The organism is Acidovorax sp. GW821-FHT09A11 (genome assembly GCF_059418365.1).
Genome location: NZ_JBWKPS010000004.1, coordinates 359,986 through 385,481, shown reverse-complemented (window position 1 = coordinate 385,481; position 25,496 = coordinate 359,986). Strand labels below are relative to the sequence as shown.

The 25,496-nt window shown below is 66.0% G+C and carries 28 protein-coding genes; 20 read left to right on the top strand and 8 right to left on the bottom strand.

Annotation, left to right across the window (positions count from 1 at the left end; translation table 11 throughout):
* Positions 1–93 precede the first annotated feature (93 nt).
* Complete coding sequence (locus AC07PV_RS12860) at positions 94–651, top strand: PadR family transcriptional regulator (RefSeq protein ID WP_492805489.1); 558 nt, start codon at positions 94–96, stop codon at positions 649–651.
* Positions 652–1,122: 471 nt separating this feature from the next.
* Here AC07PV_RS12860 and AC07PV_RS12855 read toward each other — a convergent pair whose 3' ends face one another.
* Entirely contained in the window at positions 1,123–1,545 is a 423-nt protein-coding gene (locus AC07PV_RS12855; protein WP_492244510.1) for a DUF1810 domain-containing protein, read from the bottom strand.
* A 149-nt stretch (positions 1,546–1,694) separates the two neighbouring features.
* Between AC07PV_RS12855 and AC07PV_RS12850 the strand changes: the two genes are divergently transcribed.
* Entirely contained in the window at positions 1,695–2,573 is an 879-nt protein-coding gene (locus AC07PV_RS12850; RefSeq protein ID WP_218293371.1) for an alpha/beta fold hydrolase, read from the top strand.
* A 67-nt stretch (positions 2,574–2,640) separates the two neighbouring features.
* Here AC07PV_RS12850 and AC07PV_RS12845 read toward each other — a convergent pair whose 3' ends face one another.
* The 6 genes from AC07PV_RS12845 to AC07PV_RS12820 are packed head-to-tail and all read right to left on the bottom strand — an operon-like array spanning position 2,641 to position 9,842.
* On the bottom strand, positions 2,641–3,579 hold the full coding sequence (locus tag AC07PV_RS12845) for an NAD(P)H-dependent flavin oxidoreductase (RefSeq protein ID WP_218293370.1): 939 nt from the start codon (positions 3,577–3,579) through the stop codon (positions 2,641–2,643).
* A complete protein-coding gene (locus AC07PV_RS12840) occupies positions 3,576–4,586 on the bottom strand; it encodes an NAD(P)H-dependent flavin oxidoreductase (RefSeq protein WP_218293369.1) in 1,011 nt (336 codons plus the stop codon). Before AC07PV_RS12840 ends, AC07PV_RS12845 begins: the two co-directional genes overlap by 4 nt.
* A gap of 3 nt (positions 4,587–4,589) precedes the next feature.
* Positions 4,590–5,696, bottom strand: coding sequence for a CaiB/BaiF CoA transferase family protein (locus AC07PV_RS12835; RefSeq protein WP_492244398.1), 1,107 nt, complete (start codon positions 5,694–5,696; stop codon positions 4,590–4,592).
* On the bottom strand, positions 5,693–7,807 hold the full coding sequence (locus AC07PV_RS12830) for an acetate--CoA ligase family protein (protein WP_218340387.1): 2,115 nt from the start codon (positions 7,805–7,807) through the stop codon (positions 5,693–5,695). The genes AC07PV_RS12835 and AC07PV_RS12830 overlap by 4 nt, the downstream gene beginning before the upstream one ends.
* 37 nt (positions 7,808–7,844) lie before the next feature.
* Entirely contained in the window at positions 7,845–8,993 is a 1,149-nt protein-coding gene (locus AC07PV_RS12825; protein WP_255591221.1) for an acyl-CoA dehydrogenase family protein, read from the bottom strand.
* 36 nt (positions 8,994–9,029) lie between these two features.
* Complete coding sequence (locus AC07PV_RS12820) at positions 9,030–9,842, bottom strand: IclR family transcriptional regulator (RefSeq protein ID WP_218293366.1); 813 nt, start codon at positions 9,840–9,842, stop codon at positions 9,030–9,032.
* 188 nt (positions 9,843–10,030) lie between these two features.
* On the opposite strand from AC07PV_RS12820, the gene AC07PV_RS12815 reads away from it, so the two are divergent.
* The 10 genes from AC07PV_RS12815 (at position 10,031) to AC07PV_RS12770 (ending at position 17,625) form a co-directional block, all read left to right on the top strand.
* Positions 10,031–11,011 carry a Bug family tripartite tricarboxylate transporter substrate binding protein gene (locus AC07PV_RS12815; protein WP_218340388.1) on the top strand — a complete coding sequence of 327 codons (981 nt, stop codon included), beginning with the start codon at positions 10,031–10,033 and terminating at the stop codon, positions 11,009–11,011.
* Positions 11,012–11,070: 59 nt separating this feature from the next.
* Positions 11,071–11,502, top strand: coding sequence for a PhlB family protein (locus AC07PV_RS12810; RefSeq protein WP_255591222.1), 432 nt, complete (start codon positions 11,071–11,073; stop codon positions 11,500–11,502).
* Positions 11,499–12,674 carry a thiolase family protein gene (locus AC07PV_RS12805; protein ID WP_494630429.1) on the top strand — a complete coding sequence of 392 codons (1,176 nt, stop codon included), beginning with the start codon at positions 11,499–11,501 and terminating at the stop codon, positions 12,672–12,674. Before AC07PV_RS12810 ends, AC07PV_RS12805 begins: the two co-directional genes overlap by 4 nt.
* Positions 12,675–12,708: 34 nt before the next feature.
* On the top strand, positions 12,709–13,518 hold the full coding sequence (locus tag AC07PV_RS12800) for an enoyl-CoA hydratase/isomerase family protein (protein WP_218293363.1): 810 nt from the start codon (positions 12,709–12,711) through the stop codon (positions 13,516–13,518).
* Positions 13,519–13,585: 67 nt separating this feature from the next.
* Positions 13,586–14,401 carry an SDR family NAD(P)-dependent oxidoreductase gene (locus AC07PV_RS12795; protein WP_492254657.1) on the top strand — a complete coding sequence of 272 codons (816 nt, stop codon included), beginning with the start codon at positions 13,586–13,588 and terminating at the stop codon, positions 14,399–14,401.
* Between the two features lie 104 nt (positions 14,402–14,505).
* A complete protein-coding gene (locus AC07PV_RS12790) occupies positions 14,506–15,474 on the top strand; it encodes a Bug family tripartite tricarboxylate transporter substrate binding protein (protein WP_494630428.1) in 969 nt (322 codons plus the stop codon).
* Complete coding sequence (locus tag AC07PV_RS12785) at positions 15,474–15,836, top strand: SDR family NAD(P)-dependent oxidoreductase (RefSeq protein ID WP_492244392.1); 363 nt, start codon at positions 15,474–15,476, stop codon at positions 15,834–15,836. Before AC07PV_RS12790 ends, AC07PV_RS12785 begins: the two co-directional genes overlap by 1 nt.
* Positions 15,837–15,969: 133 nt before the next feature.
* Complete coding sequence (locus tag AC07PV_RS12780) at positions 15,970–16,473, top strand: nuclear transport factor 2 family protein (protein ID WP_369641589.1); 504 nt, start codon at positions 15,970–15,972, stop codon at positions 16,471–16,473.
* A 17-nt stretch (positions 16,474–16,490) separates the two neighbouring features.
* Complete coding sequence (locus AC07PV_RS12775) at positions 16,491–17,282, top strand: SDR family NAD(P)-dependent oxidoreductase (protein WP_494630426.1); 792 nt, start codon at positions 16,491–16,493, stop codon at positions 17,280–17,282.
* A gap of 43 nt (positions 17,283–17,325) precedes the next feature.
* Positions 17,326–17,625: a putative quinol monooxygenase gene (locus AC07PV_RS12770; RefSeq protein ID WP_218340392.1), complete on the top strand. Its 300-nt coding sequence runs from the start codon at positions 17,326–17,328 to the stop codon at positions 17,623–17,625.
* A 113-nt stretch (positions 17,626–17,738) separates the two neighbouring features.
* On the opposite strand, the gene AC07PV_RS12765 is transcribed toward AC07PV_RS12770, so the two are convergent.
* Positions 17,739–18,683, bottom strand: coding sequence for an isopenicillin N synthase family dioxygenase (locus AC07PV_RS12765; RefSeq protein WP_494630553.1), 945 nt, complete (start codon positions 18,681–18,683; stop codon positions 17,739–17,741).
* A 747-nt stretch (positions 18,684–19,430) separates the two neighbouring features.
* Between AC07PV_RS12765 and AC07PV_RS12760 the strand changes: the two genes are divergently transcribed.
* The 8 genes from AC07PV_RS12760 to AC07PV_RS12725 all read left to right on the top strand — a co-directional run bounded on the left by AC07PV_RS12760 (position 19,431) and on the right by AC07PV_RS12725 (position 25,476).
* Positions 19,431–20,462 carry an ABC transporter substrate-binding protein gene (locus AC07PV_RS12760; protein WP_494630552.1) on the top strand — a complete coding sequence of 344 codons (1,032 nt, stop codon included), beginning with the start codon at positions 19,431–19,433 and terminating at the stop codon, positions 20,460–20,462.
* Entirely contained in the window at positions 20,459–20,983 is a 525-nt protein-coding gene (locus AC07PV_RS12755; protein ID WP_218340393.1) for a nucleoside deaminase, read from the top strand. Before AC07PV_RS12760 ends, AC07PV_RS12755 begins: the two co-directional genes overlap by 4 nt.
* Before the next feature lie 44 nt (positions 20,984–21,027).
* Positions 21,028–21,705, top strand: coding sequence for a TetR family transcriptional regulator C-terminal domain-containing protein (locus AC07PV_RS12750; protein WP_218340394.1), 678 nt, complete (start codon positions 21,028–21,030; stop codon positions 21,703–21,705).
* Positions 21,706–21,844: 139 nt separating this feature from the next.
* Positions 21,845–22,150 (top strand): 2Fe-2S iron-sulfur cluster-binding protein, encoded by a 306-nt coding sequence (locus tag AC07PV_RS12745; protein WP_494630425.1) that lies wholly within the window; start codon positions 21,845–21,847, stop codon positions 22,148–22,150.
* A gap of 16 nt (positions 22,151–22,166) precedes the next feature.
* On the top strand, positions 22,167–22,754 hold the full coding sequence (locus AC07PV_RS12740) for an NAD(P)H-dependent oxidoreductase (RefSeq protein ID WP_494630424.1): 588 nt from the start codon (positions 22,167–22,169) through the stop codon (positions 22,752–22,754).
* A gap of 12 nt (positions 22,755–22,766) precedes the next feature.
* Complete coding sequence (locus AC07PV_RS12735) at positions 22,767–24,107, top strand: amidohydrolase family protein (protein ID WP_494630422.1); 1,341 nt, start codon at positions 22,767–22,769, stop codon at positions 24,105–24,107.
* Positions 24,104–24,574, top strand: a complete 471-nt coding sequence (locus AC07PV_RS12730) for a RidA family protein (RefSeq protein ID WP_494630421.1) — start codon at positions 24,104–24,106, stop codon at positions 24,572–24,574. Before AC07PV_RS12735 ends, AC07PV_RS12730 begins: the two co-directional genes overlap by 4 nt.
* Positions 24,575–24,612: 38 nt before the next feature.
* Positions 24,613–25,476 carry a creatininase family protein gene (locus AC07PV_RS12725; RefSeq protein ID WP_494630419.1) on the top strand — a complete coding sequence of 288 codons (864 nt, stop codon included), beginning with the start codon at positions 24,613–24,615 and terminating at the stop codon, positions 25,474–25,476.
* Positions 25,477–25,496 lie beyond the last annotated feature (20 nt).

Sequence of the window (25,496 nt, the reverse complement as noted above, 5' to 3'; positions counted from 1 at the left end):
CGCATTTATGCAACTGGTTGCGTAAACAATGGAGAGCAGTCCCGATTCAGGCAAGATGGCGAACTACGCAGCTTTCTCCGGCGCCCTCTTCCGATGTCCCTGCCCCACGCCCTTCTCACCGCCCTGGTCGAGCACCCCTGCTCGGGCTCGGAACTCGCCGAGCGCTTCGACAAGTCCATCGGCTACTTCTGGCACGCCACGCACCAGCAGATCTACCGCGAGCTGGCGCGGCTCGAAGAAGCACGGTGGATCGAGGCCCTGCCGGCCGAGACGGGCCGCGGCCGCAAGCGCCAGTTCCGCCTGCTGCCCGCGGGCCGCAAGGAACTGCGCCGCTGGATCGCCGAGCAACAGGACCCCACGCCCCTGCGCGACGAACTCATGGTGCGCCTGCGCGCCGAGGCCGCCGTCGGCCCCACCGGTCTGGAAAAGGAAATCGCCCGCCTGCAGGCCATGCACGAGGACAAGCTGGCCGTCTACCAGCGCATCGAACAGCGCGACTTCATGGGCAAGGAAGCGAGCCGAGAGCGCCGCCTGCAGCACCTGGTGCTCAAGGCCGGCATCCTGCAGGAAGAGCTGTCGCTGGCGATCGCGAGAGAGGCGCTGGAGATACTCGGCACACCGCGCCCGCCTCCGACGCCCTCTGCCCGGTGACCACATGTCACTCGCAGCGCGACCAGCCTCCGGCGTACCCCAGTGCCAGCGCCAGCTAGTCACACCAAGCAGCACCACGCCATCGGAGCATTCAAGATGCCGAGTCCTCATGTCTCCGCCCAAAACCTATTTCAGCGCGCGGTGGACGGCCTAAATGATCTTCATGGCGCTGGCGGGGAGGGATCGGCACCATAGAAGGCCCCATTCTCGGCGCGCTGCTTTCCTTGCGGTAGAGACGACGTGGGGCGGACAGGGCGTGCTGTATCTCATCGGCCCTGGTGCCATTGCCATGCTGTTCGCGCTGTTTTTGCCCAGGGGCGCTTGAGGGGCAGTGCAGCAGCGCTGGAACGTGCGACCGCTGTCCGCGGGCTATCGGATGCGTACGCGCGCCACACATGTTCCAGAAAGAGAGGAGCAATATTCAAAATCAATAGCAAACAACGCTTATGGGACAAGCGGTAGATGCCATTTTCAATCGAAAAATTCGATGGTACGCGGGTCTTTGCACCCGTCGAAATGCTTTTGCAGCATGGCGTGAAACACGCTGCCCGGCGCAGAAACTTCGCCAAACAGCGTCATGCTGGAGCGCAGCTTGAGATCGTCCGGCGTGCCAAACACATCCAGCGCCGAGCACGTCCCCAGGCCCAGCAGGATCTGGCAGCACTCGCGCAGCCGGCCGGCAAGCACTGGATGCGCCAGGTAGGCCTGCGCCTCGGCCAGCGACTGGATGGCATAGCGCTGGGCCACGTCGCTATGCCCCAGTCCCTTGATCTGCGGGAACACAAACCACATCCAGTGCGTGCGCTTCTTGCCCGCCCGCAGCTCGGCGATCACGCGGGGCCAGACGGGATCCTGGGCTTGCAGGAAACGGTCGAGGACAGGGGGAAGGGGCATGTTCGGGTAGTGGATGCTGGGCTGGCTGAAGTGAATGGTGACCATGAATTCACCGGAAGACAACAGTTGAATGGTGACGGAAAGGCAGGGCTGGCTGCAGGTGATGTGCCCGAAACACCTGGATCAGATCACCATGCCAGAATGACCCGATGAGCACATCGACATCCTCCTCCTTTCTGTCTAGCGCAGACGGCATCCCGGTCATCACCTACACCTGGGCCGAGACCCCCGGCAAACCCGTGGGCGCCGTGCAGATATCTCACGGACTAGCCGAGCACGGCGAGCGCTACGACCGCTTTGCGAAGGCCTTGAACGCTGCCGGCTTCATCGTCCATGCCGTGGATCATCGCGGGCACGGGCGCACCGCTGGTGGCAGGTTGGGGGACTTTGGCGCCGCAGGTTTCAGCGGGCTCATTGCCGATGTGGCCCAGTACGGCGCACTGCTGCGCACGCAGCACGCCGGCCTGCCGCTGTTTCTGTTTGGGCATTCGATGGGTTCGTTTGCGGCGCAGGCGGCGATCCTGGATCACGCATCGACCTGGTCAGGTGTGTTGCTCTCAGGTTCAACCGCGCTGGATGCGCTCGCCGCAGCGATGGCCAATGCTCCCGCAGACGCGCCTGCCGGATTGGAGGCATTCAACGCAGGTTTTGAGCACCGTACGGGATACGAATGGCTTTCGCGGGACGGTGCGGAGGTCGATGCCTATGTAGCGGATCCGTGGTGTGGGTGGGATGTGCCGGACGATGTGATCCCGTCGCTGTTCGCTCCGGCTTCCCGGCTGGCGGATCCAGCGCTGCTAGCAGGTATCCGCAGTGACCTGTCAATCTTCATTGCCTCTGGCGACGCAGATCCGCTCGCGGGGGGCGGTGCGCTGATTCAGCTGCTGGGTCAGCGCTACCGCGATGCAGGCATCACCGACGTGACAGTCAAGCTGTACACGGCTGCCCGCCACGAAATCCTCAATGAGACGAATCGTGATGAGGTGACTGCCGACATCGTGGCCTGGCTGCGTGCCCATGTGGGGTAGCCTGATGCGGTGTCGCGCATTGCACGACTGGAGGCCTGACCTCGGAGGGCCTCGAGCCTGAGTCCTGCTATTTGAACGACCGATACTCCACATTCATGGACTGAACCAGTTCGGCGGCAGTCGGCAGGGACGTCACACCCGACACCGAATGCCCCGCACTCCACAGATCCGACCACCGTTGGATGACGGGTCCTTCAGATCCGCCTCCGAATTTCTTGCGGGCCTCCTGCACGGATACCGTCTCGTCCAGTCCATCGGGGTCGAGTCCGACACGGACGATGGACGGTTTCAAGAAGTTCGCGGGCAACCCCGTAAAGGCACGCGTCGCAAGCACATCGTCCATGGAGCTTTCCAGAAGCATCTGCTTGTAGTCTCCCCCAGCCAGGCTTTCCTTGGTGGCGATGAATCGCGTTCCCACGCACCCCAGGTCGCAACCCAGGACCGTCGCTGCGCGCAACGCCACACCGTCGGACAGGCCACCTGACAGCACGATGGGGCCATCGAACAGCTGGCGCACGGCGCGCACGAAAGCGAACGGGTTGGCCCAGCCGGTGTGCCCGCCCGCGCCGGACGAGAGCAGCACCAAGCCATCGACGCCCGCCTCCAGAGCACGCTCTGCATGGTGCAGCGAGGCCACATCGGCAAACACGAGGCAGCCGCCGTCGTGCAAGATGGGAATCACCGACGCGGGCGACCCGACGCTGGTGATCACCAGCTCTGCGCCGTGGCGCACGATCAAGTCCGCTTCGGCCTTGAGGCGTGCGGGGTCGCGGCGCATGATGAGATTGGGGCAATAGGGCGCCCGGCTGGGCTGTTCTTCGGCCTCGCGCTGAAGCCGCTGAAGCCAGGTCTCGAACTCGTCCAGAGACGTGCAGTTGGCCGTGGGAAATGCGCCGATGACGCCAGCGGCGCAGGCAGCGGAGACCAGTTCGATTCCCGAGACACGTAGCATGGGGGCCGCAATGACGGGCACCACCAGCCGCTCCATGAAAGGCAGTCGGTTCATTCTTGCTCCATTGAATCCAGTGAATGCACTGTGCGCAGGGCCGTGATGGCCTGCACTGCTTCGTCCACCAGGCCGTTCACGATGGCCTGCAGCGGCTCGATACGCTTGGCGAATGCGATGGCTGGCCCCAGGGAGGCCATGCCATGACGCCAGTCGCCCTCGGCGTAGCAGCGGTCGCGCGCGACCGTTCCGCTGATGAGGTCGCCGAACGCGGCGTGTTCGGTGGCGCCTGCCCGTTCGATGGCCTGAACCTGGCGCGCAGTGTCGTTGAGCAGCACGCGCCAGGTGGTGCCCAGCGATTGCAGCAGCCGCACCGTGGAGTGCTCGTCGCAGGTCAGCAGATGCTCTTTGTAGCGGGGGTGCGCCTGGATTTCCTCGCACACCAGGAAGCGGCTGCCGACGAGTACGCCGTCAAGCCCTTGGGCCAGCACCGCAGCCAATTGCCTGCCGCGGCCGATGCCGCCGCCCAGCACCACCGGCACGCTGAACTGGCCGTATGCCAGCGCCCCCATGAGCATCGTGGGCAGCTCATTCATGCCCGGGTGCCCGCCTTCCTCCATGCCGACCAGGGCAATGGCATCGGCGCCAGCGCGCTCCGCCGAAAGAGCGTGGCGGATGTTCGAGGCTTTGTGAACGACGATGGCATCTGCCTTGTGAAGAGCGGTGATGAGGTCCGCCGGTGCATGTCCGGCTGTCTCGAAGATCCTCACGCCGTGCGTCAGGGCTGCATCCATCCAGCGCGGAATCATGGTGTTGGCTTCGGGCCGGTGCGAGAGCGTGAGGTTGACGCCAAACCGTTTGCCATGGGTCAGTTCCGAGCACAGCGCAAGGGCTTCGCGGAAATCCGCTTCGCTGGCGTACGACCGGGGCGTGATGAAGCCCATGCAGCCCGCATTCACCAGCGCGGCAACGTACCGTGCGTCGGACAGCCACATGAGGCCGCCGCCCAGGATGGGGTGGTCGATCCCCAGCAGCCGGGTGATCCGCGTGTGCAAGACGCTGCCCATGGCCTACCAGCCTGAACTGCCGAGCTGCGGTGCGCCTGCAAGGTCCGCACCGCCCATTCCCTCGAGTGGAACGGGGAACCTGACCAAGGGCAAGTCTTCGCCGGGAGCGAATTTGCCGCGTGAGGCAAAGTGCGGCTGGGCGGCCAACTCTGCGGGCGGCACCACTGGCGCGGCGGGCACATCGTGCCGGCACAGCAGTTCAAAGGCCTCGTGCGAATCCAGGTGCTGCATGGCCTGCTCGATGCGCAGGTTGATCGCATCCGCCACAGATTTTCTCGCCTTGTGGGTGGCGTACTTCGCGCCGTCGAAGGGAGCCAGGTCCAGCACCGCACACAGGCGCTTCCAGAAATGATCCTCCAGCGCAGCAATCGACACGTAGCGGCCATCCTTGCACCGGAAGGCGCCGTAAGCCGCCTTCACCAGCGTTGCCTCGCGCTGCGCTTGCAGCGTGCCTGCGCCTGCGGAGCGGTAGGCGCCCAGCCGCGGGTTCATCCAGTGCAAGGCGCAATCGGCCAGCGCCACGTCCAGATGCTGCCCCCGGCCGGTGGCCTGGCGCTGAAACAGCGCGGCGAGTGTGGCGGACAGCGCGTACATGGTTCCGCACAGATCGGCCACGGGCAGGCCGAAGCTCTGCGCGGGTGCGCCGTCCGGCGTACCCGAGACGGCCAGCACCCCCGCGGCAGCCAGGTAGTTGATGTCATGCCCCGGCAGGTCGGCCCAGGGACCGGTCTGGCCGTAGCCGCTGAGAGACACATAGATGAGTTGCGGATGCGCCTGGCAGAGCGAAGCGGCATCCAAGCCCAGGCGCGCCATCACGCCAGGGCGGTAGGACTCGACCACGACATCGGCCGACGCGATCAGCTCGCGGACCTTGTCGCGCTGGGCTTCGTCCTTGAGGTCCACCAACAGGCTCTGCTTGCCCCGGTTCACGGCCTCGAAAGCGCCCTGGCCCAGGTGACGGGCGTTGTCGCCATGCGGCGGGCGCTCGATCTTGATGATGCGTGCGCCCATCTCCGCCAGGTTCTGCGTCAGAAACGGCCCCGGCAGCAGCTCGCTGAAATCCACCACCGTGATGCACTGCAACGGCGGCCGGGCGGCGGTGGCCGTCATGCGGACGCTCCTTCGGCGGTTCTTTCGATGATCACGGCGTCCAGCGGCAAAACGCCTTCTCCGCGGGCGCCAATCCACACCGGGTTGAGGTCCATTTCCTCGATGCGGCCAGCGTTGTGCATCACGAAGTCCGAGATGCGCAGCAGCAGCGTCTGCAGCGCCTCCAGGTCCGCCGCTGGGCGGCCGCGCGCACCTTCCAGCAGGGGAAAGCACCGCATCTCACGCACCATCGCCGCGGCCTCGCTGGCGCTGAGCGGCAACATGCGGCGTGTCACATCGCGCAGGATCTCCACGTAAATGCCCCCCAGGCCGAAGGTCATCACGTGGCCGAACACCGGGTCGCGCGTAACGCCGACCATCAGCTCCAGCCCGCCGCGGGGCGCCATCTTCTCGATCAGCAGGCCGTCGATGTGCGCGTCGGGCCGGTGGTGCTTCGCGGCGTCCATGATGTCCGCCCAGGCCTGGCGCAGTTCGTCGGCATTTTGCAGCCCCACCTTGACGCCGCCGATGTCCGACTTGTGGACGATCTGCTCGCTGGCGATCTTGGCCACGACGGGGTAGCCCATGGCGTTGGCGGTCACCAACGCTTCTTCCATGGTGGACGCGAGCATGTTGGGCAGCAGGCCGATCCCCGCAGCCTGCAGCTGGCCTTTGGCCTGCGCTTCAGACAGGCTGAGGGTGGCGGCGGCTGGCGGCAGAACGACCACAGGCTGCATGGGCGGCTGGGTGCCACGCGAGCGCTTCCAGCGGCCATATTCAACCCAGCGCTGAATGGCCTTGATGGCTTTGCCCACCGAACGCGGCGGGGCGAAACCGCCTTCGACCAGCATGCGATACCCCTCCCCCATGCGGTCACTCATCCAGATGGGAATGATGGGTGTTGCGCAGCCTTTCTGCGCCGCGATGATGGTGCGCGCCAGCTGGATCGTGGTGTCGCCATAGTCCAGTGCAATCGGAACGATCACGCAACCGAGGTTCGGGTCCACGGCCACCGCGCTCAGCGATTTTTCGATCAGCGCAGCATCGCTCAGCACGGCGGCGGTGGTGTCCACCGGGTTGTCCAGCGCCGCGAAGTCGGGCAGCAGCGAGGCCAGCACCTCCCGCGTGTGCGGGGTGAACTGAGCGAGGGTCAGGCCTGCGGTGCCCACAGCATCCGCCGTCAACGCCGCCGTCCCGCCCGAAGAGGTGTAGATGGCCACCCCTTCGCTTGGGGGCGGCTCCGCGCGTGCGAACAGCCAGGCTGCATCGACAAGCTCGTCGATGTCATCGACCTCGATCACACCGCACTGTCTGAACACCGCGCTGTTCACCTCGGCCGACCCCGTGAGGGACGCTGTGTGCGATTGCGCCGCCTTTTGCCCGTACTCAGACTTGCCGACCTTGAGCGCAATGACTGGCTTGCCATTGGCGGCTGCGCGGTTCACGGCAGCCACGAACTTCGCGCCATCCTTGATGCCTTCCAGCAGGGTCACGATCACCTTGATGTCGGGTGCATCGGCCATGTAATGGATGAAGTCGGCCACCTGCAAGTCCACCTCGTTGCCGGTGGAGGCCCACAGGCCAATGCCAATGCCGCGGTCCATGGCCTGCATCACGTTGCGCCCCAGGCCGCCACCTTGCGTGGCCAGGCCAATGGGACCCTTGACGAGGTCGTGCGGGAAGGATGGCGAGAAAGTCAGTCCCAGGCGGTGGTTGACGTTGGTGAGGCCCGGGCAGTTCGGCCCGTACAGGCGCATGCCGCCCGCGTCGGCGATTTCCTTGAGGCGCACCTGAGCGCGTTCGCCTTCTTCGCCTGCCTCGCCAAAGCCCGATGTCAACACGATGGCAAAAAGGACGCCCCGGTTGGCACATTCCTCCGCCACGGCCAGCACGCCGGATGCGGGCACCACGATCACAGCAACGTCGGGCGTGGCTGGCAGTGACGCAACGCTGGGCCAGCAACGGTGCCCGCGGATCTCCGCCTTGGTCGGGTTGACGAGGTAGATGTCTCCGTCGAACTCGGAATGGTCCAGCAGATTGGTCAGCGTGCGCTCGCCGATGCTTTGCGGGCGGTCCGAGGCGCCCACGAGGGCAATCGAGCGAGGGCGGATCAGTCGTGAAAGGTCTGTCAATCTTGTCTCCTGGTCGTTATTGGGGTGGCGTGGAGGCTCAGGCAATCGCCGAGATGCCCAGGATTTCCCGACCTGCGATCAAGGTCTGCACTTCGGTGGTGCCTTCGGGAATCGTTCCGCCGCGCGTGTCGCGAAAGATGCGCTCAATGGGGTAGTCGGTGGCGTAACCCAGCCCGCCATGCACTTGCAGTGCCATGCTGGCCACTTCATGCGCAGCCTCGGTGGCGTAGAGCTTGGCAATGGAGCAGGCGGTGCGCGCATCGGCATTGGCATCCAGCGCGGCAGCGGCACGCAGGCTCAGTGCGCGTGCGGCTTCCACCCGGATCGTCATGTCCACGATGAGCTTTTGCACCAGCTGGAAGCTGCCGATGGGCTTGCCGAACTGTGTGCGGGTGCGGGCATAGTCGATCGAGAGGTCGAGGGCCGCTTGCGCGGCGCCGACCGCACCCATGGCAATGTTGACACGGGCGCCGTCCAGGCCGATGAGCATCTTCTTGAGCGCCTTGCCTTCCTCGCCCAGCAGATTCTCGCGGGGCACCTTGACATTGTCGAATGCCAGCTCCGCCGTGCCGGTGCTGCGCAGCACCATCGTGTCGACGTTGCGCACTTCATACGGAGACACCTCGCGCTCCACAAGGAAGGTAGAGAGCTGCCCCTGGCAGTCGGGGCTGAACGTACGCGCGACCACGATGCCGAAGTCGCCAAATGCCCCGTTCGTGATCCACAGTTTTCGGCCGTTGAGGACGTAGTGGTCCCCCTGCAGGTCTGCACGGGTCTGGACCTGGGCGATGTTGGAGCCCGTGCCTGGCTCGCTGATGGCGTTGAACACGCGGCGGTCAGATGCCAGCAAGGGCTTCAGGAAGCGTTCGCGCTGCTCCTCGTTCGCCTCTGCGGCCAGCTTGTTGATGGCCGCATTGGTGATGTTCACCATCGTACGCAACGACAGCCACGTGTAGCCCGCCTCTTCCATGAGCATCGCCCAGGTCATCTGGTCCATGTCCATGCCGCCCAGGGCCTCGGGCAGCCTGCCGCCGATGTATCCGAACTGCGACAGCTCCTTGAGAAGCTCGAAGGGAAAGGTCTTGTCCCTGTCGTGCTGGGCGACGCGGGGAGCGACTTCGCTTTTCATGAAGCGGCGCACGCTGTCGCGCAGCATTTCTTGTTCGGAATTCATCGTTGCATACATGGCTATGTCTCCTGGGTTGAATGCATGGATCCGCCGCTAGGCGGCGGTGGTGTCTTTGGCGCCCGCGCCGCGCCGGCCGGATGCCGTGGCGCGCAGCGTGGGAGCCGCGTTCTGGGGGTGGAACACAAGTGCCTGCACCTCTTGCAAGGCTTGCAGGCAGGCGTCCTTGGTACGGCGAAGGCGTTCGGTGGGGCCGGCGATCGACAGCGCGAGGGGTTCATCGCCCAGGTAGCCAGCGACGGCGATGGCGGCCAGGCCGTCGAAGCCTTCGTTTTCCACCCAGATCCAGCCTTGCTGGCGTGCTTGTTCGATCTGTGCCTCCAGTGCTGCGAGGTCCGTGATGGACCCGGGGGCGATCTGCTTGAGCGGCTTGAGCCGCAGCTGGCGTGCGGCTTCTTCGGGTGTACCCAGCGACAGCGCCGCCTTGCCCAGCGCGGACACGTGCAACGCAATCTTGTTGCCCACGTTTTCCACATAGCGCAGCGGATGAGTTCCCTCGGCAAACGCCAGCACCTTGACCACGCCCGCCTCCACGCGGCCGCACATCCCTGTCTCTCCCGTCTTGTCACGCAGCAACTCGCACGCCTCGGACGCCACGGCGTAGAGCGAATCACCCGCAGCGATGCCTTTGGCAATCGTGAGCAGACGGGCCGTTGGATAGAAGCGTCGGGTTCGCGCCGTCCGCATCAGGTAGCCCAACTCATGCAGCGTGTGCAGCAGATCGGAGCAGCTGCTCTCGGGAAGGTCCATCAGGCGCGCAAGGTCTGAATTGGAGAGTTCGCGGCGCTCCCGGGCAAAGACCTCCAGCAGGGCCATGGTGCGAGAAGCGGCGGGGACAATGGTGGGCATAAGTTCTCCGGTATTTCGTAGATGTCAACGAATCATAACTTTGAGGTGAGCGCGATTGCAGCAGACCATTCCTTATGTGATTCAAATTTTCTTTTGAATGCAGCTCACAAGATTGCTTGCATTTCTACGAAATATTGAAGTATTCTACGACCAGCCGCAATGAAGTGGCAACAAAAATGGAGACAAGCATGCGTAGAACCTTCCGAGAACTGATTGTTTTTGTCATTGCCTCGTTGGCCTTTGGCGTCCTGCATGCAGCAGGAGATGCGTGGCCGAGCAAGCCCATCACCTTCGTGGTGCCGTTCCCACCCGGGGGCATCACGGACAACACGTCGCGGCTTTTGGCCAAGCTGCTCAGCGCACAGCTGGGACAGTCGGTGGTGGTGGACAACCGTCCCGGTGCCGGTGGCTCCATCGGTGTGGAGTCGGCTTCGCGCCAGCCGCCAGACGGCTACACCATCATTTACGGCACGCAGGGAACGCATGGCGCCAATCTGGCGCTGTACAAGAACGTGCGCTACGACCCCGTGACGGACTTCGTGCCCGTGCATGCCATGTCCGAAACACCGCTCATGCTGGTGATCAACCCCTCACGCCCGTTCAAGACGGTGCCCGAGCTGATCGCCTATGCCAAGGCCAATCCCGGCAAGCTCAATTACGGTTCTGCCGGGCCTGGCACGGGCACCCACCTGACGGCCGAGTTGTTCCAGACCGCCGCGGGCATCAAGATGACCCATGTGCCGTACCGCGGCAGCGCGCCGGCACTGAGCGACCTGATGGCCGGGAGCATCGACCTGATGTTCGACTACCCGGCGGTGGTGTTGCCCCAGGTGCAGGCGAACAAGCTCAAGGCGCTGGCGGTCACCTCCAAGAAGCGTTTGTCCAGCTCCCCCGACGTGCCCACCGTGGGCGAGCTGGGCGTTCCCGAAGCGGAATCCACGGCCTGGGGCGCGGTGTTCGTTCCGGCCAAGACGCCGCCGGACATCGTGAAGCGCCTGGGCGACGAGATCGCCAAGGCCATCGTTCACCCCGAAATGCTGCAGGCCACCGAGAAATTCGGCAGTGTCCCGCTCGCCGGCCTGCGCGACGCCAAGCTGGGTGCCTTCGTGAAATCGGAGATGACCCGGTGGCGTGCAGTTGTTCAGCAGTCGGGCGCCAAGCTCGATTGACGGGGTCGCGGGCACTACATGCCCGCCCCCGCACCTTTCCCTTTCACCCCCTTCTTTCTATGACCGATTCAAAGACCTCCTTGAAGCCGTTGCAGCCGACTCTGTATGAGCTGGCTGATGACGGCCACTCGCTCAACTTCTTCTTTGCGCAGTGCGGCGCCTGCGGTGGGATGAGTTTTCCTGCCAACGCACCGGGATGCATGCACTGCGGAGACCCGCTGAGCGGAGCGCAACGCGTCACGCGCCCGGGGGGCGGAGAGTTGCTGGAGTTCGTGACCCTGCACGTGCCGCTGTTGCCTGGCATGGCGGCGCCCAGCATTGCTGGAGACATCCGCATCGCGCCCGGCATCGTCGAAGAAGGTGTGATGGCCGTTGGGGACGAGACGGCGCTGAAGCACGGCATGGCGGTTCGTGCCGTTGCCGAGGTGAAGCGGGAAGAAGGTGTTTACGCCTGCCGCTTTGTGCCCGCGAATGAAGGAGCCGTGCAGTGAGCAATACCAATCAATCCACTTCAGGCAACTGGCTGGATGCCCATGGCGGTGTGTTCATCGCCGGTGTCGGTCTGCACCCCTATCAGTTCCCCACCGAGACGCCTTACACCGAGCTGGGCCTCAGGGCTGTGCGTGCCGCACTCGAGGACTCGGGTGTTTCCTGGGCCCGTGTGCAGAGTGCCTACGTGGGCACAACCTCGATTGGCATGGCCGCCGGCCGCGTGATGCTGCGCCACCTGGGATCCACGGGTCTGGCGGTGACGCAGGTGGAAAACGCGTCGGCCTCTGGATCGTTCGCTTTCCGGCAGGCATGCATGGAAGTGGCTAGCGGCATGAGCGATGTGGTGCTGGCGGTGGGCGTGGACAAGCACGGTGACGGGCGCCGCGCTGCCAACAAGGACGGACTGGAAAGGCTCAGCGAGACCGCCACCATTCCGGCGGTGAAGTTCGCGATGATGGCGCGCACCTACCTGCGCGAGCGCGGCGCCTCCGTGGAGGAGATGGCCGGCGTGGCGGTGAAGAACCACGGCAACGCAGCGCGCAATCCGTTTGCTCAGTTTCGCAAGCCCCGGACGCTGGAGCAGGTGCTCGCATCGCCGCGCGTGGTGGGCGACCTCACGGTGCAGCAATGCTGTCCACGCGGCGAAGGGGCCGCGGCGGTGATGCTGGTTTCTGGCAACGCCATCCGAAAGCTGGGACTGGATGCGCGGCGCTGCGTGCGCGTGAAGGCTTCCGTGGCAGGCAGCGAGCGCCCCGAGGTGCAGTACGGCGACAGCGCTGTGGAGCTGGTCCGCACCAGCGCGGAGGCTGCTTTTGAACAAGCGGGCATTGCGCCCAAGGAGCTCGATCTTCTGGAGCTGCACGACGCCTTCTCCGTGGAAGAGCTGTTGTACAGCGAAGCCATCGGTGTGTGCGACCCAGGCGAGGGCGCCCGCTATCTGGCGCGTGGCACTTCGCACATCGGTGGCCGCTGCGCCATCAACGCATCGGGCGGCCTGATCGGCATGGGCCACCCACTCGGGCCCACGGGCATCGGCCAGTTGGCAGAAATCACGCGCCAGCTGCGGGGCGAGGCGGAGGGTCGCCAGCACCCCAACGCGCGCTGGGGCATGGCCCACATGATCGGGCTCGGCTCGGTCTCCGTCGCCCACGTGCTGTCGGCATCGGCCTGACGGCGCCGCACACTTCTTTGTGGAAAGCAATCCAATGACTACCCCTGACATCCAGGACCTGGGCACATTGCTCTATGAGGTGCGCGACCGCGTGGCCGTGATCACCCTCAACCGGCCCGACCGCATGAACACGCTGGGCAGCACGATGAAGCCCGACCTCGCCCGCGCCTTCTTCGAACTGGCCCGCAACGACGACCAAGTGCGCGCGGTTCTGATCACCGGCAGCGGCGACAAGGCGTTCTGCGCGGGCGCCGACATCAAGGAGCGCGCCACCGATGTGGTGCGCGGCACGGAGTACTTCGTGCGCCAGAAGGCGACCCACGAACTGTTTCGCAACATCGAAGAGTTCGAGAAGCCCGTCATCGCTGCCATCAACGGCGTGGCCCTGGGCGGCGGGCTGGAGATTGCGCTGTGCTGTGACCTGCGCATCGCGGCCTCCCACGCGCGCTTCGGCTTGCCAGAAATCAAGCTGGGAGTCATCCCGGCGGCCGGTGGCACGCAGCGGCTGCCACGGCTGGTGGGTGAAGCCCGGGCCAAGGAACTGATCCTGACGGCCGACCTGGTGGATGCAGAGACGGCGCTGCGCTACGGCCTGGTCAGCCGTGTGGTGCCGCAGGCCGAGCTGATGACGGCTGCGCTGGAACTGACCCAGCGCATAGCGCAACACCCCCCGCTGGCAGTCCGTTTCGCCAAGCGCGCCATCAACCGCGGCATGCAGACCGACCTGGACTCGGGCCTGGAGTACGAACGCTACGCGGCCGCAATGATCGTGGACAGCGAAGACCGCATCGAGGGCATGCGCGCCTTCGTCGAGAAACGCGAACCCCAATTCAAAGGACGCTAGTGCAATACCGGCTAGTGCAATACCGCACTGGTGACTTCATTCAGACAACACGCACGAAAGGAATCCCATGGAACTCGGATTGAACGGACAGGTCGCTCTCGTCACTGGCGGCGGACAAGGCGTGGGCAGGCAAATTTGCATCGAACTCGCAGCCGAAGGGGCGCGCGTGGTGGTGAACGACCTTTTTGCCGAGCGTGCCCAAGCGGTGGTTGATGAAATCAACGCCGCTGGCGGAAAGGCCTATGCAGCGCCTGCGGACATCACCCAACTGGAGGAGGTCGATGCCATGGTGGCAGGTGCTGCCCAGCACTTCGGCGCGCCCGTCACCGTGCTGGTGAACAACGCGGGGATCATTCCCGAGCGCCGCGAGAAAGGTGGCCGCACACCCGCCTTCGTGGATACACCCGTGGTGGACTGGGCCAAGATCGTGAACCTCAACGTCTACGGCACCATGCACTGCTGCCGCGCCGTGCTGCCCGGCATGGTCGGGCGCAAGACGGGCCGCATCATCAACATCATCTCGGAAGCAGGCCGCATCGGCGAGGCCAACATGGCCGTTTACTCGGGCGCCAAGGCGGCGATTGCCGGGTTCGCCAAGGCCCTCGCGCGGGAGCACGGCCGCCACGCCGTCACGGTCAACTCGGTGGCCCTTGGCGCCGTGTCCCACGAGGGCATCAAGGACGGCCCGCTGAACATCCACGCCACGGTGGAAAACAACGAGCTGCTGGGCAAGATGCTCAACGCATACCCCATCTCCAAGGGCGTGGGGCGCCTCTCCCGCCCAACGGATGTGTCCGGCATCGTCGCGTTCCTGGCGTCAGACCGCGCGCTGTTCATCACGGGGCAGACCATCGGTGCATCCGGCGGGTTCGCGATGGTTTGAAGCAGGGCGAAACGCTCCAGCAAGCCACTTCGGTTCCGATCATGTGGTGAGAGGTGCTGCATTCACACGCGGCACTGCCGAACACACAACAAGGAGACAAGACCATGATGAACCGCCGCCACTTCTCGGCATCCATGGGTGCTTTGGCACTCTCGCCCTCGGCATTTGCACAGAACGCTTACCCGCAGCGCCCCATCACACTGGTCGTGCCCTTCTCCGCGGGAAGCGTGGTCGATGTCCAGGCCCGTTTGATCGCACGGGCGCTGAGCGACAACCTGGGCCAGCCCATGGTCATCGACAACCGGGTCGGTGTGAGCGGGTCCATCGGCGCCGAATTCGTGGCCCGTGCGGCGCCCGACGGGTACACCCTCCTGATCGGAACGCAGGGCACGCAGGGCACCAACACCGCCCTCTTCAAGAACATCCGCTACGACCCGGTCAAGGACTTCGTGGCCATCCACGGTCTGACGGGGAACGCCAACGTTCTGGTATCCCATCCAGGCCTGAAGTTCAGCACCATGGCCGATGTGATCGCGTTCGGCAAGCAGAAACCAGGAAAACTCAACTTTGGGTCTGGTGGCAACGGTACGTCAGCGCACCTTTGCCTGGAACTATTGCAAACCCAGACCGGCGCGCGCTTCAACCATATCCCCTACAAGTCGAGCACGGCGGCCATGGTCGATCTGATCGCCGGCAACCTCGATGTGATGTTCGACTACGTGCAGACCTCCCGGGCGCAGATCCGGGACGGGAAAATTGCCGCGCTGGTCGTCACCAGCACCAGCCGCCTGACCGTGCTCGCCAATGTGCCCACCATGGCCGAGGCCGGAATCCCCAGCGTGGTGGCCATGAACTGGGGCGGTGTCTTTGCACCAGCCAACACGCCTGCGCCCATCGTCAAGCGCTTGTCCGATGCGGTGGGCCAGGCACTGAACTCGCCCGAGGTCACGGCGTCCCTGGACGCGGTTTCGAGCGTCAAGATGGGCATGCCGCACGAGCAGTTTGCCCCCTTCGTGGCCGCCGAGGCCGCCAAGTGGGGCGAGGTGATCCGCAAGTCCGGAGCGAGTCTCTGATGCCGACGCCCCAGGTAGCCGTTGTCACCGGCGCGGGCAGCGGTATCGAACGCGCGCTCGCGCTGGCCTGTGCCCGCGAAGGCATGGCGGTGGTGGCGGCCGACATCGAGGCAGAGATCCTGGCGCACACGCAGGTGCTGGTGGAGACGGCAGGCGCCGCCTGCCTGGCACAGTGTTGCGACGTGTCCGACGCCACGGACGTGGAGCGGCTGGCCGAGGCCAGCTGGAACCGGTGGGGCGGTGTGGACTGGCTATTCAACAACGCCGGCGTGGCGGTGCTCGGGACAGCCTGGAATGCCACGGACGACGACTGGCGGTGCGTGCTGGCATGGCCGCTTCTGCCATCAGTGCCGAGGATGTAGCGCGCGCCGCGGTCGAGGCGATTCATGCGCGCCGCTTCTACGTCATTCCCCATGCCCACACGGGTGCGTCCGTGAGGGACCGCAGCCAAAAGATCATGGGCGATTTCCACCACATTCACCAGGAGAGTCTTCAGTGACCGCAGTCCACCCACCAGCCGACCTTTCAGCCTCGCAGGACCTTGTCCGAGCGCTCACGGAACGCGTTGAACGCATGGAGAGCATTGAAGCCATCCGCGCGCTGCGCGCCCGATACCACGAAATGGTGAATGAGGATGCGGGGAACCGCCTCTACGAATTGTTTGCCCCCGATGCCTACGTGGCCTACGGCGGGCGTCCCGAGGTGCGGGGCCGGGACAACATCCGTGCGTTCTTCGCTGCGTTTCCGGTCCAATCGGCCCGGCAGTTCATCCATAGCCATGTCGTGCAGGTGCAGGGCGACCGGGGCACGGGGTCCAGCTACCTGGACGGTCGGCCCGTGCGGGACGGCAAGAGCTACTACGTGGTGGGCCGCTTTGACGACGAGTACATCCATCTGGATGGGCAGTGGTTCTTTCAACGCGTCACCTTGAGCGTGCACTACATGATCGAGGCTGCCGAGCGCTGGGACCACCTCATTCCCCTGCAGGTGGAGCGTTGATGCACAGCAGAGCCGCCATGGCCTTGTTGCCTTCCTTGTTCGATCTGACCGGCCAACGTGCGCTCGTGACCGGTGCCGCCAGTGGCCTCGGGCTGGCCATCGCAGAAGCCCTGCTGGACGCGGGCGCGGAAGTCGTGCTGTCCGATAGCGACGCCCAGGCATTGGACGCCGAGGTGCACCGCCTGCGCAAGACGCACGCAAAGGTGCAGCAGCGGGTGATCGACGTGAGCGATGGCACCGATGTGGACCGCAACATCGACGCAGTGGCGGCAGAGGGGCCCATCGATTGCGTGTTCGCCAACGCGGGCATGAGCGCCGGGCGCGGATTCCTGGTGGAGCCTGGGCGCCTGGAGAACGTGGACCCGGCTTCGTGGGAGCGGGTGCTCCAGGTGAACCTGAGCGGCGTGCTGGCCACGTTGCGCGCGGCCACCCGCCACATGAAGCCCCGGGGCCAGGGGCGAATCATCGTGACCTCGTCCATCGCGGGGCTGCGGGCGGAGGCGCACTCCGGATATGCCTACGTGGCCTCCAAGGCTGCGGTGAACAACATCGTGCGCCAGGCGGCCATCGAGCTGGCGCCCTTCAACATCCTGGTGAACGCCATCGCCCCCGGCCCATTTGCCACCGGCATCAACGGAGGACGCCTGCGCCTGCCGGAAAGCGCCGAACGCATGCGCACCTACATCCCGCTTGGCCGTATCGCCCAGCCGCGCGAGATCCAGGGGCTCGCGTTGCTGCTGGCGTCACCCGCCTCGAGCTACATGACCGGTGCCATCATCCCTATCGACGGCGGCGCCAGCGCGCGCTAGCGCGGCATCATCATTTCAACCACCGACGACAGGAAGGCACACCATGATCATCGTTACCGGCCATGTGATCGCACGCAAGGACACGGAGGACACCGTTGAGCGGCTGGCCCTGGAACATGTCCTGCGCTCCCGGATGGAGGCGGGATGCGTGTCCCACGAGGTGAGCCGCGACGTGCAGCAGCCGTTGCGCTTTGTGTTCATTGAGCGCTGGAGCGACTTGGCCGCGTTGCAGGCCCATTTCCGAGTAGAAGCCTCGCGCGATTTCGCACACTCGATGGCAAGCTTGTGTGAGGAGGCTCCGCAGATTGATGTATACGAAGCGGAAGTGATTTCCATACGCTGACGGCGTTGGTCCAAGACCAGGCAATCCAGCAAGCGGAGCAAGGTATTTGGATCAAATTTTCCGAGACGCGTTTGAGGCCCCGCGACGATTCAACACAGCCCACGGCGTTGTGGTCAGTACCTATTCGAGAAGTTCGCGCTGATGCGCTGGCGCAGGTATTCCGCGCCCGTGATGGGCGGGTACTTCTTCGCCGGGCCTTCAATGAGCGCGTCCTCATTGGCTTGGCAGAAGAAAGCCAGGCTGTAGCGCGCGCCCTGGTACTCGTGCGGCAGAGGGTTGCGCACCCGGTGGAAGTTGCTGGGCAGTTGGTCGTCGCTCCAGCGCGTGAGCATGTCACCGATGTTGCAGGTGATCACGCCCTCGGCTGGCTCCACGCTGGTCCACTGGCGGCCCTCGGCCTCCTTGCCGGGCAGCACCTGCAGGCCGCCCTGGCCGGGGCGCTGGAACAGCAGGGTGAGGCAGTCAAAATCGGTGTGGGCGCCGGCACGCCACAGGCCCAGTTCGTCCTTGAGCGCCGGATCCACCGCAAAGTAGTGCAGCATGCGCAGCGTGCTCTGGTAGGTGGGCAGGTCGGGGTCGTGGGCGCGGGTGAAGAAGTCCGCATCAAAGCCCAGCTTGTAGGCAAAGCACGAGAGCAGGCGCATGCCCACTTCCCAGCACTGGCGCTCGAATGCCAGCGTGGCGGCCTGGAAGCCGGGCAGTTCGGCCTCGGTGGGCCAGAGGCCCGCCATGCGTGGGCGCGTGACCTGGTAGGACTCCTTCTGGTCCGGCGTACGCGTGGAGGGGCGGATCTGCGCCTTGTGCTCCCAGCCGGAGTTGCGCGACAGGGGCCACTGGGCCTTGGTGGCCTGGGGCTGGTCGAAGAAGGCCTGTGCCCTTGCAAAGGCGGCGCGGATGTCCTCGATGGGGATGCCGTGGTTCGTCACCTGGAAGAAGCCGATGTCGACCGACGCGCTCCACAGCTGCTCGGCGATTTCCTCTTTGCGGTTGTCGAAGTCGGAGATGTCGATGCAGCGCACTTCGCGCGTGGAGGTCTCGCTGTCCATCGCGCCGCCCATGCGCGATTCTTTTTCGAGCTCGCCCAGCACGTCGGGAGCGACGGTCGGTTCGTAGACGGGGGATGTGGTGGGGTTTGCGGCAGTGCTGCGCATGGCGTGATTTCCTCGTTGAGTCGTCAATGGCAACAAGGCACACGGCAGGCCGCAGCAAGGAGTGAAGATGCGGCACGGCGCCATGTGGCTCTTGAAGGGGACAATGGCAGCGGCCCGCAGGCTGCGCGGGCCTTCAACAGGCACCACGCACCGCACGCAAGCCGCCACCGGCTTCAAGAGCAATGACCCGCCGGCCGGTCCACGCAATGCGGATGGGCTGGACTGAACGCTTCTACTCTTACCCCGGATGCTAGCAAACAGCAGGCCAGCAATGCCGTCGCGCACTCCATAGGAAAGCCGCACCGCGCCATGCGGCCCAAGGCCCGGGCACTCACCAAACCAGGGCAGCGGCGCACCAAGCCTGCGCACCGCAAATGCGTGCCCAGCGCTTGCCAGCTCCATCGCACAGGGGGCCCCGCAGCGGCTTGCGCCAAGGCAAGATCTGGGCAAAACGTGCTTGGCGCTCAGCGCGGCGCAGCGCTTTCGCGACACCGGGCACGCTTTCTGCATCAGCTCCTGCCGAGTAGAAGCGTTCAGCGCTGCCATCCCTTGCGGGTGGTAGCGCCCGGAAATTGCTCAGTTCGACCCGGTCCCGCGGCGGCACACGCCTGTGGGTACAGGGCATTCCACCGAACCTGGGCCACCACCATGTTGATGCAACGCCGCCGCTTTCTCTTGACCACCCTCGCCCCTTCCATCGCCGCCACGCTGGGTGCCCCTGCCGTGGTGCATGCGCAGGGCGCATCACTCACCCCGCTCAAGTTCACGCTGGACTTTCGGGTGACGAGCCAGACCTCGCCCTTCTTCCTGGCGCAGGCCAAGGGCTACTTCAAGGACGAGGGCCTGGACGTGACCATCGACGTGGGCTCGGGCTCCGTGGCATCGATCACACGCGTGGCCAGCGGTGCCTACGACATCGGCCTGGGCGACATCAGTTCGCTGGCCGAGTTCCACGCGCAGAACGCCGACACGCCGGTGCAGGCCATCTACCAGTACTACAACCGCGCGCCCTTCGTCATCATCGGCCGCAAGGACCGCGGCATCACCACCGATTTCCAGTCGCTCAAGGGCAAGAAGGTGGCGGCGGCCGCCGTGGAAGCCACGCGCCGCAGCTGGCCCATGGTGGCCCGCGCACTCAAGACCAAGCCCGAGCTGTTCGACTGGGTGACCACCGACTTCAGCGCGCGCGACAACGTGGTGGTGCGCGGCGATGTCGATGCCGCCACCTACTTCCACGACTCGGCCGTGTCGCTGTTCGCACGCGTGCCGCCCAAGGACCTGTCGGTGCTCGAATACAACAAGGCGGGCCTGAACCTGTATGGCAATGCCGTGCTGGCCGGCAAGCTGCTGCAGGAGAAGCCCGAGGTGGCCAAGGCGTTCCTGCGCGCGAGCAACCGCGCCCTGCGTGAGACGCTGGCCAACCCCGAGGCCACGTTTGCCGCCATCAAGGCGCGCGAGGCCATTCTGAACATGGACGTGGAGCGCGAGCGCTGGGCCATCACGCGCCAATACCTGCAGACGGCCGAATCGCAGGCCGTGGGCCTGGGTGGCGTGCAGGGCGCCGTGCTGGCGCACCAGATCGAGGAGGTGGCGGCCGTGTTCAACCTGGCGCGCAAGCCCGCGCCCGAGCGCGTGTTCAACCCGGCCTTTTTGCCGGCCCTGGCCGACCGCAAGGTGGTGGCATGAACGGCAGCGCAGCACCCGCCGCACTGCTGCCGCAGGAGGCCACCATCGACGAGCGCGACGGCAGGTACCTGCGCCAGGCCATCGTCCTGGCCGACAAGGCCCGTGCCCGCGGCAACCGGCCCTTTGGCGCGGTGGCGATCGGCGCCGATGGCAGGCTGCTGGCCGAGGCCTACTGCAATACCACTGAAACCGGCGACTGCACCGGCCATGCCGAGACCAATGCCGTGCGCCAGCTCAGCCCGCGCGTGGGGCGCGATGCGCTGGCCCAGGCCACGCTGTACTCGTCGGCCGAGCCCTGCGTGATGTGCGCGGGCGCCATCTTCTGGTCGGGCATCGGCCGCGTGGTGTTCGGCATCGACGCGGTGCGCCTGCGCGGGTTCCGCGGCGAACGCGCCGAGCAGCGCGATGCCGAACTCTCGTGCCGCGACGTGTTTGCGGCATCGCCACACGCCATCGAATGTATAGGCCCGGCCCTCATCGCGGAAGCGAGTGCCTCGCACGTGGGCTTCTGGAAGCTCTGAGCAACCAGCGACAATCGCCCACCATGCCGCCCAAAGCCCCGTCCATGACCGAACCCGAAGCCGATGGCAGCAGCAATGTCTCCGGTGCACTGCTCAGCCGCTCCAAGCAGGGGCGCGAGCGCATCCTGGGCGCGATCCGCGAGGCGGCCATCGCCGAGTTCAGCCGCCACGGCTTCAAGGGCGCATCCACCAAGGCCATCGCCGAGCGCGCGGGCCTGACCAAGCCGCAGCTGCACTACTACATCGCCAGCAAGGAAGAGCTGTACGAGGAGCTGCTGTACTCGGTGCTCAACGGCTGGTCGGGGGCCTTCCAGTTCGACAGCGAGAGCGACGACCCCAAGAAGGTGCTGAGCACCTATGTGCGCAAGAAGCTCGACTACGCACTGGACAATCCGGGGCTGTCGCGCATCTTCACCACCGAGGTGCTGGGCGGCGGGCGCAACCTGGGCCGGTACTGGCCCGTGGCCGTGAAGTCCACCCAGCAGAAGGTGGACCTGATCGACCGCTGGATCGCCGAGGGCCGCATGCGCCCGCTGGACGCGCGCCTGCTGCTGATGCAGATCTGGGGCATGACGCAGCACTACGCCGACTACGGCGTGCAGGTGCACATCATGCTGGGCCTGGCGCCCGAAGAGACCATCGACCGCGAACCCATCGTGCGCGAGCTCACCAATTTCGTGCTGCTGGGCTGCGGCCTGGCACCCGATTTCGCACCAGAGTGAACAGGCCTGCACTCTTGCGGGCGTAGCAGCAGCGCCCATACAGCGCTTTGACCCAGGGCAAGGCAGGCCACGGCCCGAAAGCCCTGCTGGCACAGCATTTGCAATAGTTTGACCAATCGATCAAATCAAGTGGTCAAACATGCAAAACCCAGCCACGGCAGCGCCCCTGCCCGCCACGGAACCGGCTTCCTTTGAACTGGTGCTTGCGCGCAGCCAGATGCGGCTGCCCGTGCAGCCTGGCGAAAGCATGGCCGATGTGCTGCAGCTCGCCGGCATCGCCATCGACACGCTGTGCGAACAGGGCGTGTGCGGCACCTGTGCCACGCGCTGGCTGGCAGGCGCGCCCGACCACCGCGACAGCTGCCTGAGCCCTGAGGAGCAGGCCACCCATGTAGCCGTGTGCTGCGCGCGCAGCCACGGCCCCACGCTCACGCTCGACCTTTGAAGAAGGAGCCCCCGCCATGCGCATCCTCGTGATCTATTGCCACCCGGTGGAGACCAGCTACAACGCGGCCCTGCATGCCGAGGTGGTGCGCAACCTGCGTGCGGCCGGCCACGAGGTGGACGACTGCGACCTGTATGCCGAGGGCTTCAACCCCGTGCTCAGCCGCGAGGAACGCCTGGGCTACCACGGGGTGCCGAGCAACCGCCTGCCGGTGCAGGGCTATGTGGACCGGCTGCTGTGGGCCGAGGCGGTGGTGTTCTGCTTTCCCACCTGGTGCTTCGGCATGCCGGCCATGCTCAAGGGGTTTTTCGACCGCGTGCTGATGCCCGGCGTGGCCTTCGACATCAGCGACCCGCAGAACGTCAAGCCCTCGCTCACGCACATCAAGCGCATCTCGGCCGTGGTCACCTATGGCCGCCCGCGCTGGACGGCCCTGCTCATGGGCGACCCGCCGCGCAAGTCCGTCACGCGCTACATGCGCCTGCTGACCGGTGGCAAGGCGCGCGTGGACTACCACGCCTACTACCACATGAATGTGGCCACGCCGCAGCGGCTGGCGGCCTTCAAGGCGCGCGTGGGCCAGGCCATGGCGCGCTTCGCATAAAGGCAGCACCGCATGCACGCATCCAACACCCCCGACCAGCTGCTGCGCGCGCGGCTGCCGCGCTGGCTGCTGCCGCACCAGTGGCCTACTCAGGGCAGCCTGCCCGCGCTGGCCGATGTGCACCTGGTGCAGGGCCGCATCGTATCCATCGCACCGCACAGCACCGCGCAGTCCACGCCGGCAGGCGCCACCTGGGACCTGGCCGGCGCCCTGGTGCTGCCCGGCCTGGTGGACGCGCACACCCACCTGGACAAGGCCTTCACCCTGCCGCGCATGGGCACCGTCAAGCCCGGCCTGCTGGGCGCCATCGAGGCCATGATGGTGGACCGCCAGGGCTGGACCGAGGCCGACATCCGCACCCGCGCCAGCCGCGCACTGCAGTGGGCCTACGAGGCCGGCACGGTGCACCTGCGCACGCACTGCGACTGGTGGGAGCCCGATGCCCAGCCCCTCGCCTGGAATGTGCTGCGCGCGCTGGCCCACGAATGGACGGGCCGCCTGCTGCTGGAGCGCGTGGCCCTGGTCCCCCTGCACCTGTACACCGAGCGCGCCACCGCCATGCGCCTGGCCGCCACCGTGGCCGACAGCGGCCCGGGCGCGCTGCTGGGGGGCTTCGTGCATTCCACCAACTGGGACCGACAGGCCCTGCGCCACCTGTTCGAGGCCGCGCAGCACCATGGCCTGAACGTGGACCTGCATGTGGACGAGGAACTGCACCCCGGCGCCCAGGGCCTGGCCAGCACGGCCGCGCTGCTGCAGGAGCTGCGCTTCGAGGGCCACGTGGTCTGCGGCCACACCTGCGCGCTGGCCGCACAGGACGAGGCCACCGCCTTGGCCACGCTCGACGCCGTGGCGCGCTGCCCCATCACCCTGGTCACCCTGCCCATCACCAACCTGCTGCTGCAGGACGCCACCACGGGCCGCACACCACGCCAGCGCGGCATCACCCTCGTCAAGGAGGCGCGTGCGCGCGGCATCCCGGTGCTGGTGGCCAGCGACAACATCCAGGACCCCTTCTGCCCCGTGGGCAGCCTGGACCCGCTGGAGGCCCTGGCCACCGGCGTGCTGGCGGCGCAGCTCGACGCGCCGTTCGACCGCTGGTCCGAGGCGCTGTGCCGCAGCGACTGGCTGCGCCGCGGGCCCGATGCCCTGCCCTTGCAGCCCGGCATGCCGGCCGACCTGATCGTCTTCCAGCAGGCCGATGGCTGGGGCTTTCCGTCGCGCACGCAGCAGCGCGTGGTGCTGCGCCAGGGCCGTGTCACCAGCGGCCATGCCAGCGCGGCGTGGCACGTGGCAGGTGCTGCGCCCGCCCCGTCTTCTCCCACCGCCATTCCCGCACGGAGCCTTGCATGACAACCGCGTCCACCATCCCCTCAGGCATTGCCCAACCCCTGGCCCGCTATGCCGTCTGGCGGCGCGCGGGCGACCTGGTGTTCCTTTCCGGGATCATCGCCGTGGACCCTGCGGCCAGCCGCATCGTGCGCGGCTATGCCGACATCCCCGACGAGGCGGCCACGCTGATCGGCCGCACGGGCGAGTTCAGCAGCGACATCAAGGAGGGGCCCATCCTGGCGCAGAGCTGGTATGTGCTCGACCGCATCCGCCAGACCATCGAGGCCGCGGGCGGCCAGATGTCCGACGTGTTCAAGCTGGTGCAGTACTTCAAGCACCTGGACCACTTCCCCCAGTACAGCCGCGTGCGCAAGCTGTTCTTCCCGGGCGAGCCGCCGGCCTCCACCGTGGTGGAGGTCACCGGCATGCTGCCCACCGCCGACATCCTCATCGAGGTGGAAGCCACGGCTTATCTGCCGCTGCGCTGACCTCCCGCACATCCCTCCATCCACGAAAGACCCGCCCCATGCTGCACGGCTACACCCCGCCCCACCGCTACCTGCCCTACCTGAGCTGGACCGAGATCGCCGACCTGCCGGACAAGGAGAACACCGTGATCGTGCTGCCCACGGGCGCCACTGAACAGCACGGCCCACACCTGCCCTGCGCGGTGGACACGGTGATCAGCGCGGGCGTGGTCGGCCATGCTATGGCGCGCCTGCCGGCCGAGGTGCCGGCCTTTGCCATGGCGCCCATCACCTACGGCAAGTCGGAGGAGCACCTGCACTTTCCGGGCACCGTCACGCTCAGCGGAGAGACGCTGCTGGCCACCATGAATGAGGTGGGCGAGTCGGTCTACCGCGCGGGCTTTCGCAAGCTGCTGTTCGTCAACGGCCACGGCGGCCAGCCCCAGGTGATGGAGATGTGCGCACGCGAGCTGCGCCTGCGCCATGGCGACTTCATCGTGGTGCCCAGCTTCACCTGGCGTGTGCCGCATGTGGCGGGCAAGTACCTGTCGGAGCAGGAAAAGAAGCTGGCCATGCACGCCGGCCATGCCGAGACGGCGCTGATGCTGGCCCTGGCGCCCGACACCGTGCACATGGAGCGCGCGGTGGTGAACTACCCGCCCGTGTTCGAGTCGCCCCTGCTGTCGCCCGACGGTCGCCCCGCCTGCGCCTGGAGCGCGCGCGACTTCGGGCCCAGCGGCATCATCGGCGACCCGCTGCCCGCCACGGCCGAGCAGGGCCACGCCATCCTCGATTCGCTGGCCGTGAGCTGGGCCGCCGCCATCACCGAGCTGTACCAGCTGCGCTGGGCCCCGCGCGCCGAAGCCACCTGGGGCCGCGCCAATCACACGGGCCATGTGGAGAGCTCCACCGCCCTGGCTTGAAACCTGCGAACGCAGCCGCA